The organism is Polaromonas sp. A23 (assembly GCF_002001015.1).
GTDB lineage: Bacteria > Pseudomonadota > Gammaproteobacteria > Burkholderiales > Burkholderiaceae_C > Polaromonas.
In genome coordinates this window covers 53,514-65,853 of record NZ_MUNO01000024.1, presented here as the reverse complement: position 1 = coordinate 65,853, position 12,340 = coordinate 53,514, and the positions used below count along the sequence as shown (strand labels likewise).

General features: G+C 59.4%; 12 protein-coding genes. 4 read left to right on the top strand and 8 right to left on the bottom strand.

Annotated features, from left to right (window positions below; all coding sequences use genetic code 11):
• Window positions 1-167 precede the first annotated feature (167 nt).
• From rho to B0B52_RS13435, 4 genes are all read left to right on the top strand, one after another.
• On the top strand, window positions 168-1,430 hold the full coding sequence (gene rho / locus B0B52_RS13450) for a transcription termination factor Rho (RefSeq protein WP_077594161.1): 1,263 nt from the start codon (window positions 168-170) through the stop codon (window positions 1,428-1,430).
• A gap of 208 nt (window positions 1,431-1,638) precedes the next feature.
• On the top strand, window positions 1,639-1,920 hold the full coding sequence (locus B0B52_RS13445; RefSeq protein WP_077594160.1) for a type B 50S ribosomal protein L31: 282 nt from the start codon (window positions 1,639-1,641) through the stop codon (window positions 1,918-1,920).
• 98 nt (window positions 1,921-2,018) lie between these two features.
• Window positions 2,019-3,779, top strand: a complete 1,761-nt coding sequence (locus tag B0B52_RS13440) for a hypothetical protein (RefSeq protein WP_077594159.1) — start codon at window positions 2,019-2,021, stop codon at window positions 3,777-3,779.
• Window positions 3,776-5,167, top strand: a complete 1,392-nt coding sequence (locus tag B0B52_RS13435; protein ID WP_077594158.1) for an MATE family efflux transporter — start codon at window positions 3,776-3,778, stop codon at window positions 5,165-5,167. The genes B0B52_RS13440 and B0B52_RS13435 overlap by 4 nt, the downstream gene beginning before the upstream one ends.
• Here the strand turns inward: B0B52_RS13435 and phoR are convergent.
• The 8 genes from phoR to B0B52_RS13395 all read right to left on the bottom strand — a co-directional run bounded on the left by phoR (window position 5,121) and on the right by B0B52_RS13395 (window position 12,111).
• Window positions 5,121-6,458, bottom strand: a complete 1,338-nt coding sequence (phoR, locus tag B0B52_RS13430; protein WP_077594157.1) for a phosphate regulon sensor histidine kinase PhoR — start codon at window positions 6,456-6,458, stop codon at window positions 5,121-5,123. The genes B0B52_RS13435 and phoR overlap by 47 nt on opposite strands.
• Window positions 6,459-6,486: 28 nt before the next feature.
• Complete coding sequence (phoB, locus tag B0B52_RS13425; RefSeq protein WP_077594170.1) at window positions 6,487-7,185, bottom strand: phosphate regulon transcriptional regulator PhoB; 699 nt, start codon at window positions 7,183-7,185, stop codon at window positions 6,487-6,489.
• A gap of 17 nt (window positions 7,186-7,202) precedes the next feature.
• Window positions 7,203-7,904 (bottom strand): phosphate signaling complex protein PhoU, encoded by a 702-nt coding sequence (gene phoU / locus B0B52_RS13420; RefSeq protein WP_077594156.1) that lies wholly within the window; start codon window positions 7,902-7,904, stop codon window positions 7,203-7,205.
• Window positions 7,905-7,906: 2 nt separating this feature from the next.
• On the bottom strand, window positions 7,907-8,701 hold the full coding sequence (gene pstB, locus B0B52_RS13415; protein WP_077594155.1) for a phosphate ABC transporter ATP-binding protein PstB: 795 nt from the start codon (window positions 8,699-8,701) through the stop codon (window positions 7,907-7,909).
• Window positions 8,702-8,724: 23 nt separating this feature from the next.
• Window positions 8,725-9,654: a phosphate ABC transporter permease PstA gene (gene pstA / locus B0B52_RS13410; RefSeq protein ID WP_077594154.1), complete on the bottom strand. Its 930-nt coding sequence runs from the start codon at window positions 9,652-9,654 to the stop codon at window positions 8,725-8,727.
• A 1-nt stretch (window position 9,655) separates the two neighbouring features.
• Entirely contained in the window at window positions 9,656-10,621 is a 966-nt protein-coding gene (gene pstC / locus B0B52_RS13405) for a phosphate ABC transporter permease subunit PstC (RefSeq protein ID WP_077594153.1), read from the bottom strand.
• Window positions 10,622-10,721: 100 nt separating this feature from the next.
• Window positions 10,722-11,723, bottom strand: coding sequence for a PstS family phosphate ABC transporter substrate-binding protein (locus B0B52_RS13400; protein ID WP_077594152.1), 1,002 nt, complete (start codon window positions 11,721-11,723; stop codon window positions 10,722-10,724).
• 73 nt (window positions 11,724-11,796) lie between these two features.
• Window positions 11,797-12,111: a hypothetical protein gene (locus B0B52_RS13395; RefSeq protein ID WP_077594151.1), complete on the bottom strand. Its 315-nt coding sequence runs from the start codon at window positions 12,109-12,111 to the stop codon at window positions 11,797-11,799.
• Between the last annotated feature and the right edge of the window lie 229 nt (window positions 12,112-12,340).

Below are 12,340 nucleotides of genomic sequence, written 5' to 3'. Positions count from 1 at the left end.
GCCCCAAGATTCCCCCCTAATTTCCTGTCATAATGACCCTGTTCGCTGACTGGCCGCTGCCGGTTGGTTCGAGTTCCCGGTTTGTGAAGCGCCTCTAGCTTTCCTTTCAAACCTCCCCCGTTTTTATCTGAACTCCGCGAGGAGTTGACTTCACGCAAGGTTTCCCCATGCATTTAAACGAACTCAAGGCACTGCACGTGTCTGAAGTCCTCAAGCAGGCCGAAGAACTCGAGATCGAAAACGTCGGCCGCATGCGCAAGCAGGAGCTGATGTTCGCCATCATCAAGAAACGCTCCAAAACGGGTGAAACCATCGTCGCCGACGGCGTGCTCGAAGTGCTGCCGGACGGCTTCGGCTTCCTGCGGGCGCCGGACTCGAGCTACACCGCATCCACCGACGACATCTACATCAGCCCGAGCCAGATCCGCCGCTTCAACCTGCACACCGGCGACATGATCGAAGGCGAAGTGCGTACCCCGAAGGACGGCGAGCGCTACTTTGCACTGAACAAGCTCGACAAGGTCAACGACGGCGCGCCCGAAGCCAACAAGCACAAGGTGATGTTCGAGAATTTGACGCCGCTGTTTCCGCGCGAGCAGTTCAAACTCGAGCGCGACATCAAGGGCGAGGAAAACCTGACCAGCCGGATCATCGACATCATCGCCCCCATCGGCAAGGGCCAGCGCGCCCTGCTGGTGGCGCCGCCCAAGTCCGGCAAGACCGTGATGATGCAGAACATCGCCCACGCCATCACCGCCAACTACCCTGAAGTGGTCATGATGGTGCTGCTGGTCGACGAGCGCCCTGAAGAGGTCACCGAGATGCAGCGCAGCGTGCGCGGCGAAGTCATCTCATCGACCTTTGATGAACCCGCCGCACGCCACGTACACGTTGCCGAAATGGTGATCGAGCGCGCCAAGCGCCTGGTCGAACTGGGTAAAGACGTCGTGATCCTGCTGGACTCCATCACCCGCCTGGCCCGTGCCTACAACAACGTGCTACCCTCCTCCGGCAAGGTCCTGACCGGCGGCGTCGATGCCAACGCGCTGCAGCGACCCAAGCGCTTCTTCGGCGCCGCCCGCAAAATTGAAGAAGGTGGCAGCCTGACCATCATCGGCACCGCGCTGGTCGATACCGGCAGCCGCATGGACGAGGTGATCTTTGAGGAATTCAAGGGCACCGGCAACTGCGAAATCCACCTGGACCGCCGCCTGTACGAAAAGCGCGTGTTTCCGGCGATTCACCTCAACCGCAGCGGCACCCGCAAGGAAGAGCTGTTACTTGCACCCGAAATCCTCCAAAAGTCGCGAATTCTGCGTCAATTCATGTACAACATGGACGAAATCGAGTCCATGGAGCTCATGCTCAAGAACATGAAGGCCACCAAGAACAACCACGAGTTCTTCGACATGATGCGAAGGGGTGGTTAGCCCCCACGGTCGCTCACTTCGTGTAGCTTCCTGCCCCCCCCCAAGGGGGCCGCTGCGCCTGCGGACTGGCAAAGCTAGATCCACGGCCCCGGCTGGCATAAAACCTCCAAAATTGCGCTAAGTGGTTGATTCCATGGCATAATGTGAGGCTTAACGGAAAGTGCTCAAAACTGGTTTGAGTGGCTCCCGAAACGAACAAGGAAAGATCATGAAAGAAGGCATTCACCCCAATTACCGCGAAGTTTGTTTCCTGGACATGTCCAACAACTTCAAGTTTGTGACCCGCTCCTGCGCAAACACCAAAGAAATGGTGAAGATGGAAGACGGTCGCGAACTGCCTCTGTACAAGCTTGATACGTCCAGCGAGTCGCATCCCTTCTACACCGGCACACAGAAATCCGTGGACAACATGGGTGGCCGCGTCGAGAAATTCCGCAACCGCTTTGGCAAAACACCTGCCAAGGATGCTGCTGCAGAAGCTTCCAAGTAAGCTGCAACACTTTCTCCGGCACACATGAAAAAAGCAGCCTGACGCTCAGGCTGCTTTTTTTTGCCCCAAAATCGGGCACTCTGTCTTCCTGATCTGCCTTGAATAAACCATCCCCAGCCATCATTGCCCAGTCTGCAGTCCGCCGGTTGCCACGGCTCGCACTGCTGCTGTTCTGTGTGGCTTACATACTGCCCGGCTTCCTGGGCCGCGGCCCCTGGAAAAATGCCGATCTTGCAGCCTTCGGCACCATGCGCGCCCTGGCCTCGGGCGCGACCAGCTGGCTTCATCCACAACTGCTCGGACAGGCCGGTGAATTTGAAGCGCTGCTGCCCTACTGGCTGGGCGCACTGGCCATCAAGGCATTGCCTTTCCTCGACCCTGCTTTTGCAGCACGTATTCCGTTCGGTTTTCTGCTGGCCCTGACGCTCCTGACGACCTGGTACGCGGTGTATTACCTTGCCCGCAGCCCGCAGGCCCAGCCTGTGGCTTTCGCCTTTGGTGGCGAAGCCAGCCCGGTCGACTACGCCCGGGCCATTGCCGATGCGGCCCTGTTGGCCCTGATCGCAAGTCTTGGATTGGCCCAGCTCTCCCATGAAACGACGCCGGCCCTTGCGCAGCTGGGTTTCACTGCGCTTGTTCTGTATGCCGTGGCAGCCAGCGCCTATCGCAATGCATGGAAGGTGTTGGGCCCAGCGCTAGGGCTCATTCTCGGCCTTGCAGGACTGGCGCTGAGTGGCGCCCCCACGGTCGCCGTTATGTTGGGTGCGGGCAGCACGCTGGTCGCCCTGATCAGCACCCGGGATGAGCGGGGAAACAAGCAGACTCAGGCCCATGCTTGGCGATGGGTCATTCTTACTGGCGGGCTGACACTGGCCGTCGCCGCTCTGGCCTACGGAATGAATCTCTGGCGATGGCGCATAGAGATTCCTGGACTGGAAAGCCCGGCAGACCGTAAAGAGTGGCGGAGCATGGGGCGCCTGCTGATCTGGTTCACCTGGCCTGCCTGGCCACTGGCAGCGTGGACGCTCTGGCGCTGGCGGCAACAGTTGACCAGCCGGCACGTGGCGCTGCCCTTATGGTTTGCGCTTGTAGCGGTAGCCGCCACATTGACCACCACCGCGTCGGACCGCAGCCTGCTGCTGAGCCTGCCACCGCTCGCCGCCCTTGCCGCTTTCGCCCTGCCCACGCTCAAACGCAGCGTGGCCTCGCTGATCGACTGGTTCACGCTGCTGTTTTTTACCGGTTGCGCCATCATCATCTGGGTGATCTGGATCGCCATGCAAACCGGCATGCCGAGACAGCCCGCGGCCAATGTTGCCAAGCTGGCGCCAGGCTTCGAGCCGAGTTTTTCCTGGTTGGCCTTTCTGGCAGCGACGCTGGCCACCCTGGCCTGGGCCTGGCTGGTCAAATGGCGGGCCGGCCGCCAGCGGGCCGCGGTATGGAAATCCATGGTGTTGCCTGCGGGTGGCGCCACGCTGTGCTGGTTGTTGCTCATGACGCTCTGGCTGCCCCTGCTCGACTATGCGCGCAGCTATGCTCCCCTGTCACGGCAAGTAGCTGCCCGCGTGAACACCCAGGCCTGCGTCGAAGTTTTTGGTCTGAACAGCGCGCAGATTGCGGCCTTTCAATACCACGGCCACATGGATGTACGCCAGGCAGCGAGCCAAGCTGCATGCCCTTACCTTGTCGTCGATGCTGATGCCCAGGACAAGCTGAGCACCGCGGTCAACATGCCGGACTGGGCATACCTTGCCACCCTGCGCCGGCCTACTGACAAGAACGAAAACGTAGCACTCTACAAACGCGTCAGCGTGCCATCCAGTCAGGCTGCCGCCAGGCCAGCGCAAACCCGGCCGTGAGCGAACTCAAGGTCATTGGCCACCACGCCGGTACGGTATTGGTGGGGCAACTGGCCGTCATGGCCTTTGGCGTCGCCGATACGGTCATCGCAGGGCGCTACAGCGACCATGCACTGTCGGCTCTGTCTGTGGGGGCCGCCATTTACATCAGTGTTTATGTGGCCCTGATCGGCATCGTGCAGGCTCTGCTGCCGATCTGGGCGGAACTCCGCGGTGCGCGGCGGCACGTAGACCTGGGCCGCTCGGTACGGCAAAGCCTGTACCTGTGCGGCGCCCTGACCGTGGCAGGCATGGCCGCCCTGCTTTCCCCGGGGCCTCTCTTGCGCTGGGCGGAAGTGCCTGTCGCACTACAAGGCGAGATCCAGCATTACCTGGCCGTGCTCGCTGCAGCATTGATGCCCTCCCTGCTGTTTCGTGCTTACAGCACTTTCAACCAGTCGCTGGGCCGTCCGCTGCTGATCACCTGGTTGCAGACAGGCGCACTCGCAGTCAAGGTACCGTTGTCGGTGTGGCTGGTTGCAGGCGGCGCAGGAATGCCGGCTCTCGGTGTGGCGGGTTGTGCGTGGGCCACACTGGTCGTTAACTATGGGCTGGCCTTGCTTGCGCTTGTCATGCTGCGCACACAGGCCTTCTACCAGCCCTATCGGATCTGGCAAAAAATGGAAGCCCCTGACTGGCAGCAGATCAGCGGGTTCGCCCGTCTGGGCATACCGGGCGGCCTTGCCTATCTCGTTGAGGTCACGTCCTTCACGCTGATGGCCGTATTCATTGCACGTCTGGGCACTGTCGCTTCTGCCAGCCACCAGATCGCCGCCAGCGCGGCCTCGGTGCTGTACATGGTGCCGTTTTCGATAGCAATCGCCTGTAGCGCTCGCGTGTCCTTCTGGCTAGGCGCCGCGCGCCCAGACCTCGCCAGCCACGTCGCATGGATAGGATTCAGGCTCACAGCCCTTTTAGCAATTGGTTTTGGTGCTCTTTTTTTAGTAGCAAACCATGTTTTAGCCGGTCTCTACTCGAAAAGTCCGCAGGTCGTCGAGGCAGCGTCAGCCCTCTTGCTCTGGGTGGCGGCATTCCACCTGGCGGACGCCGTACAGGCTGTTTGCGCCTTCCTGCTGCGCTGCTACCGCATCACGCTGACGCCGCTGGTGCTTTACAGCGTTCTGCTCTGGGGATTGGGCCTTCTGGGGGGTTACCGGCTTGCCTATGAAGGTCTCGGCTTTTGGGCGGCCACGCAATCTGCAAAGAGTTTCTGGATGGCCAGCACATTCGCACTCTGGCTTGTGGCCCTGTGTTTTTCTGCGTTGCTGTGGCGCGCAGTGCGGCACAGCGCCCGTGTTGGCGTCAAGCCGGAAGTCGCCGTACCCGCGCAGCAGGAAAAACAATCGTAAATCGTGAACCGTGGCCGGGCTGACTGTCAATGCCCAATTCCGCGCCGTGCCGCTGTGCCACATGTTTGACGATCGCGAGACCCAGACCCGTACCGCCCGTCTCCCGTGAACGGCTGCTGTCTACCCGGTAGAAACGTTCGGTCAGGCGCGGAATGTGTTCGGGTGCGATGCCCGGCCCCGAATCCCTGACGGAAAACTCCGCACGCCCGTCGGGCAGCCTTTGCCACTTGACTTCGATGCGGCCGCCTGCAGGCGTGTAGCGAATGGCATTGTTCAGCAGGTTGGACATTGCGCTAAGCAATTCAACGTGTGAGCCGGCAATCTCTGCGTCTTCTGCGTCCTCAACCTGAAGGTCGTGCAGCATTTCACCCTGTTCTGTAAGCACAGTCGACAATGCGCGCCCTTCCTGTTCGCAAAGCGCCAGAAGTGCATGCACGGACACCCACTCCTTGCCTCCCGGCGGCGGGCTGCCCTCCAACCGGGAAAGCGTCAACAGGTCATTGACAAGAGTCTGCATGCGACCGGCCTGGGCGGCCATCAGGTTGAGGTAGCGGGTGCGCTCCTCTTCATTGAGCGGTAAGGTCTGCAGTGTTTCCACAAAACCCGTGAGCACGGTCAGTGGCGTGCGAATTTCGTGCGAAACATTGGCCACGAAGTCCCGCCGCATGGCTTCAGCCTGCTCCAGCGCGGTAACGTCGCGCGAGAGCAGGAGCTTTCGCCCTTCTCCATACCGGTGCAGATGCACGGCCAGCCTGACCGGCCGGCTCGCCGTGCTCCTGGGGCCAAGGATGACGACTTCATGCAAGTAATCTTCGCCGGCGAGGTAGCCTGCAAAAAGCGGATCCCGCAGAAGATTCCCGATGTGCTGCATCACATCCTTCTTCGGGTCAAACCCGAAATGGACTGCAGCGGTTTCGTTGCACCATTCGATGCGGTGACTCCTGTCGAGCAAGATCACCCCGTTCGGGGACGCCTGAATGGCCGCGAGAAACTCCTCAAGGCGAGCCTCGCTGTCAGCGACTTTCCGTTCGCGCGCTTTGACCAGCCGCCAGATCCGGTCAGCCACCTCCCCCCACAGTCCATCCACTCTTGCTGGAGTGGCGGTCTCACCGCGTTTAAGCCACAGCAGGAGTTTCGCGCCACGCCGAAGGTCGATCAGCACCCACAGCAAACTCGCGGCCAGCAGGCCCAGGACGGCGCCCTGTACCGGACTAACGCCGCGAAGGAGAAACCGGCCCAACAAGGCACCGGCCAGCTGAAACAGGAAAAAGCGGAAGAGGCGCCACGTCATGCGCGAATTGTGAAGGAAAAACCCTCCATCACTGGGACCGGGGACGGGCCGTCAGGCGATAGCCCGCACCGCGCACCGTTTCCACCAAGGATCCGGCAGGCCCCAAGGCTTCGCGCAGGCGCTTGACGTGAACGTCCACGGTCCGTTCCTCAATAAACACATGATCGCCCCAGACCTTGTCGAGCAGTTGGCCCCGGCTGTGAACCCGCTCCACGTGTTTCATCAGGTAATGCAACAACTTGAATTCCGTCGGTCCCAGCTTGAGCTCCTGGTTCTGGAAGGAAATGCGGTGGGTGGCCGCATCGAGCACCAGCGCACCAACTGCCACACTGTCATTCACCGTCTCGGGCGCCCGGCGCCTGAGCACGGCGCGAATGCGGGCCAGCAGCTCTTGTGTAGAGAAAGGCTTGGTGATGTAGTCGTCCGCCCCGGCATCCAGGCCAGCGATCTTGTCTGGCTCATCGCCTCTCGCGGTGATCATGAGAATCGGAACCTGCTTTGTGCGGGCGTGGGATCGCCATTTTTTTGCAAGGGAAAGACCACTCTGCCCCGGCAACATCCAGTCCAGCAAGATCACATCCGGCAACACCGCCTCCAGCTCGCGCTGGGCGGCGTCGCCATCGATCGCCCAGATCGGCTGAAATCCGTTGTGGCGAAGGTTGACAGAGATGAGCTCGGCGATGGCCGGCTCATCTTCAACAACCAGGACTCGAGGCACAGTTTTCATCGGCACAGCATTTACAGTTAGCGAACCACGGATTCGATGGTCTCCATGGAGGTGTGACGGACATCCGCACCTTTCACCACATAGATAATGAACTCGGCGATGTTTTTGGCGTGGTCGCCGATGCGCTCTATGGCCTTGGCCACAAACAACAGATCCAGGCTGGACGAAATGGTGCGCGGATCCTCCATCATGTAGGTGATCAGTTTTCGCACGAATCCGTCGAATTCCTTGTCGATGGCATCGTCTTCCTTGAGGATGGACACGGCCACGTTCACATCAAGCCGGGCAAAGGCATCGAGCGCCTTGCGCAACAAGCCGGAGGCCAGGTCGGCAGCGATGCGCAGCTCGGAAGACGGCAACGTACGGGCGGCTCCGCTGTCGATGATGGACTTCACCATTCGTGCAATTTTTTCCGCTTCGTCGCCTGCGCGTTCCAGGTTGGCGGTGGTCTTGGAGATGGCGATCAGCAGGCGCAAATCGCGGGCCGTGGGTTGGCGGCGCGCAATGATGGAAGACAGCTCCTTGTCAATGTCCACTTCCATTGCATTGACACGTGTCTCCATATCGGTGACCTGGGCCGCGGCTTCGGCGCTGAACTGGGCAAGCGCATAGACGGCATTACGGATCTGGGATTCCACCAGCCCGCCCATTTCCATGACACGGGTGGAGACGCTGGTCAGTTCGCTGTCGAACTGGCTGGACAGATGTTTATCACTCATGATCAACCAAACCTTCCGGTAATGTAGTCTTCCGTTTCCTGCCGCTTGGGCTTCATGAAGATGTCGTTGGTGACACCGTACTCCACCATCTCGCCCAGGTACATATACGCAACGTAGTCGGACACGCGGGCTGCCTGCTGCATGTTGTGCGTCACGATCAGGATCGTGACCTGGTTCTTCAGCTCGCCGATGAGCTCCTCGATGCTGCCGGTGGCAATAGGGTCCAGGGCCGACGTGGGTTCATCAAACAGGATGATTTCGGGGTCGGTCGCCAGCGAGCGCGCAATACACAGGCGCTGTTGCTGGCCGCCGGACAGGTTGGTGGCCGACTCGGTTATCCGGTCCTTGACCTCGTTCCAGATGGCCGCGGCCTTGAGCGCGGCCTCCACCTTGTCTTCCAGGTAGCTCTCCGATTTTTCACCACGCACACGCAGGCCGTAAGCCACGTTTTCGAAGATGGATTTCGGAAAAGGATTGGGCTTCTGGAACACCATGGAGATACGCATGCGAACCTCGATGGGGTCCACCGCGTGGTCCAGGATATCCACATCGTCGGGGTAGAGCTCGATCTTTCCGTCGTAGCGGTGGCCCGGGTACAGGTCATGCATGCGATTGAAGCAACGCAGGTAAGTTGATTTGCCGCAACCGCTGGGCCCGATCAGGGCCGTCACACGGTTCTCGTATATCGGCATGCTCACACCCTTCAGGGCTTTGAAGGCACCGTAATAAAAATCAAGATTCTTGGACTGAGCCTTGAGCCCGGGGGCGTTCTGGGGAAGCGTGATGGTAGATGGCATGGTGTTGTGTGTTCTCTGAGGAATTACCACTTGATGTTCTTGCGAAGGCGATAACGCAGCCAGATGGCCAGGCCGTTCATGCCCAGGGTCAGGAACACGAGGACAAGACTGGCCGCAGCGGCGTTGGCATGGAAGGCCGGGTCGGGCCGCGAGGTCCAGTTGAAGATCTGGATGGGCATGACGGTGAACGGTGAGAAAAGCCAGTCAAACAGGCCCGCCGCGGGATCACCGGCGAAGGGCACGGGCGGCAAAAAGGCAATGAAGGTCAGCGCACCAATAGTAATGATGGGTGCCGTCTCACCGATGGCCCGTGACAGCCCGATGATGACGCCTGTCAGGATGCCCGGCATGCCATAAGGCACCAGGTGGTCGCTGACCACCTGCCACTTGGTGGCGCCGCAGGCATAAGCGCCTTCGCGCACCGTCTGGGGAATGGCCCGCAGCGCCTCACGTGTCGTCACGATCACGATGGGCAGAATCAGCAGGGCCAGCGTCAAACCGGCTGACAGGATACTCTGCCCAAAGCCGAAGGTGTAGACAAAGAGGCCAAGCGCCAGCAGACCATAAACAATCGAAGGCACGCCGGCCAGGTTGCTGATGTTGATCTCGATCACATCGGTGAACCAGTTTTTGCGCGCGTACTCTTCCAGGTAAATCGCGCTGGCAATACCGACCGGAATGGCGAACAGCGCGGTGACAATCATCACGAAAAAGGAGCCGACCCAGGCCGACAGGATGCCAGCTTCTCCTGCCCTGCGTGACGGAAAGTTGGTGAAGAACCCCGAAGACAGGCGCGGGAAACCCTCAATGACCATTTCCGCAAACAGGGCCATCAGGGTCAGGATGGCCAGTGCGATGGCAGCCAGGCCCATCAAGCCAAAAATAATGTCCCAGCGCTTGTGCGACTTGATAATGGCGCGGAGTTCATCCGTGCGTTTGACATTGGGATTCATATCAATAGGCCTCCCGATATTTGCGGCGCATCCAGTGGCCCAAGAGATTGAACATCAGGGTAATGAGCATGAGCGTCAAACCTGCCGCAAAAATGGTCTGATAACCCACGCTGCCGTGCGGCAAATCACCCAACGCCACCTGCACGATGAACGACGTGATGGTGGCTGCGGGCTCCAGCGGATTGAGCGTCAGGTTGGGCTGCATGCCAGCCGCCACCGCGAGAATCATGGTCTCGCCCACAGCGCGCGAGATACCCAGGATGTAAGCCGACGCAATACCGGAGAACGCGGCCGGTACCACCACCCGGGTGGCCGTCTGGAACCGTGTGGCACCCATGGCGTAAGACCCCTCGCGCAGGCTCATGGGCACCGCGCGCATGGCGTCTTCGGACAGGGACGACACATAGGGAATGATCATGATGCCCATCACAATGCCCGCCGAGAGGATGTTGAATGTGGGCAGGTCGGGGTAGATCGTTTGCAGCAGCGGCGTGATGACCAGCAGGGCAAAAAAGCCGTAAATAATCGTCGGCACACCAGACAGCAACTCAAGCACGGGTTTGAGCACCTCGCGCAGGCGATGGTTGGCAAACTCGGACAGATAAATCGCGATGATGGTTCCCAGCGGTATCGCAATGGCCAAGGCGACCAGCGAGCTCGACAGCGTGCCCGAAAGCAGCACGATGATGCCGAAGTGCGCGTCGTCGAACAACGGCGTCCATTGCGTATCGGTCAGAAAGGTCCAAAGCGGGACATGACTGAAAAAAGAGAGCGATTCCTTGACCAGGATATAAACGATGGCCAAGGTGGTGAATACCGAGACACAGGCTGCCATGAGCAGCACAAACTCGATGATGTGGTCCTTGCGCTTGCGTGCAGCCTTGATTTGCGCAAGTTCGGCGAGGCGGGCAGCGCCCGTCAGTCGTTCAGCGATCACAATGCGGTCCGAAGTGGTGGAGGCGCTCATTGTAGGTTTCGTTTCATGAAAGCAGCTCTACAAAAAAGCTGCCTGAAGCTTCGGGGGAAGCCAGCAGGCAGCTCATGTTCAAGCCGTTGGGTAAATAGGCTTAAAGCTTCGCTTCGCGCTTGGCCAGCTCTTCGATGCTGATACCCACTTCGTTTTTACCGCCAAAAACGCTGCCTTTCCTGACTTCGGCGATGTGCTTCACGTTCGAGGCATACACGCTGGCCGGCAGGGGAACGTACTTGACCTCTGCGGCCATCTTGGCACCATGGGTCATGTAAAAGTCCACAAACTTCTTGACTTCAGGCTTGGCCAGCGATTTGACATTCACGTAGATGAAAATCGGACGGGCCAACGGCTGGTAAGTACCCTTGATCACTGTTTCAGCGCTTGGCGAGACGGCAGGCTTACCTTCTTTTTCGACGATGGGCAGGGCCTTGAGCTTGCCGGTATTTTCTGCGTAGTACGCATAGCCGAAGTAACCGATGGCATTGACGTCGCCTGCAACGCCCTGCACCAGCACATTGTCATCTTCCGAGGCCGTGAAGTCGCCGCGGCTGGACTTGGACTTGCCCACGATGGCTTCGGTGAAGTAATCAAAGGTGCCGGAGTCGGACCCTGCACCGAACAGCTTCATCGGCTGGTCAGGCCATGTCGGGTTGATCTGATTCCAGCGCATGATCTTGCCCTGGGCTGCGGGTTCCCACATTTTTTTCAGCTCGGCGACCGTGGCCTGCTTGAGCCAGGTGTTCTTGGGATTGATCACAACGGTCAGCGCATCAAAAGCCACTGGCAGCTCGACGTACTCGACACCAATTTTCTTGCAGTCGGCCATTTCAGAAGCCGTGATTGGTCGCGAGGCGTCGGAGATATCAATCTCGCCGCGGCAGAACTTCTTGAAGCCACCGCCCGTGCCGGACACGCCGACAGTGACCTTCAGGCCCTTGTTGGCCTTCTGGAACTCTTCGGCAACCGCTTCGGTCACGGGATACACCGTGCTGGAGCCGTCAATCTTGACGACTTGGGCCAGGCCAAGCGCGGGCATGGCGCCCAGAAAAGCCAACGCAGAGGTGGCCAGCAGGGATTTGAGAGGGGTAGATTTCATGATTTTCCTTTCAGGAAAGTAAGAAGCACTGGGAGAAGTTTATGACTCTAATATGACAAAACGGTGACAGAACTCAGACTGCCTTGCAGTTCTTCTGAATGGTTTTGCCGTTGTGAATCAGTTCCGCTGCGCCGGGGCCTTGTGTCACCAGTTTCCAGCCGTCGGATTCATAAACGCCGGCGCCTTTGTTGTCCAGTTCGTAGCCACCGTCATAACGTACGCGCACCGTGGAGCCGTCGGCGGCAGCACGTGCCTGGAAGCTCTTGCCACCTTCGCAATTGAAGGTGACAAACTGGCCTGCTTTCATGCCCGTGGGCACGGCAGGGCCGGTGGCGCAGCCGGCGAGCAGGGCAAGCGTGATCAGGGGGGCTGTAAATGCGAACTTCATTTCCGGAATCTCCTGTAGTAGGTTGGTAACAAGGCGTAGTTTCAAGGGCCCGCGTGACAAAGGCGTGACAAAACCATGAAATCCCGCAAGCTCAAAGCGCAAAAAAACAGATGCCCGGACAGACGGACTAGGAGTCTGCGCGGCAGAAGGCGTCGAAGCGAAAAGTGGCCCCGGCGAGCACAGTTTTTGCCGGGTTTGCAGCGCCATAGCCGTAGCTATGGGGCAAAAA

Excerpts from the sequence above, each read along its gene's own strand:
- pstC (WP_077594153.1), bottom strand. The coding sequence starts at position 10,621 with ATGAGCGCCTCCACCACTTCGGACCGCATTGTGATCGCTGAACGACTG.
- phoB (WP_077594170.1), bottom strand. The coding sequence starts at position 7,185 with ATGAAAACTGTGCCTCGAGTCCTGGTTGTTGAAGATGAGCCGGCCATC.
- phoR (WP_077594157.1), bottom strand. The coding sequence starts at position 6,458 with ATGACGTGGCGCCTCTTCCGCTTTTTCCTGTTTCAGCTGGCCGGTGCC.
- pstA (WP_077594154.1), bottom strand. The coding sequence starts at position 9,654 with ATGAATCCCAATGTCAAACGCACGGATGAACTCCGCGCCATTATCAAG.
- B0B52_RS13395 (WP_077594151.1), bottom strand. The coding sequence starts at position 12,111 with ATGAAGTTCGCATTTACAGCCCCCCTGATCACGCTTGCCCTGCTCGCC.
- B0B52_RS13400 (WP_077594152.1), bottom strand. The coding sequence starts at position 11,723 with ATGAAATCTACCCCTCTCAAATCCCTGCTGGCCACCTCTGCGTTGGCT.
- B0B52_RS13445 (WP_077594160.1), top strand. The coding sequence starts at position 1,639 with ATGAAAGAAGGCATTCACCCCAATTACCGCGAAGTTTGTTTCCTGGAC.
- rho (WP_077594161.1), top strand. The coding sequence starts at position 168 with ATGCATTTAAACGAACTCAAGGCACTGCACGTGTCTGAAGTCCTCAAG.
- pstB (WP_077594155.1), bottom strand. The coding sequence starts at position 8,701 with ATGCCATCTACCATCACGCTTCCCCAGAACGCCCCCGGGCTCAAGGCT.
- phoU (WP_077594156.1), bottom strand. The coding sequence starts at position 7,904 with ATGAGTGATAAACATCTGTCCAGCCAGTTCGACAGCGAACTGACCAGC.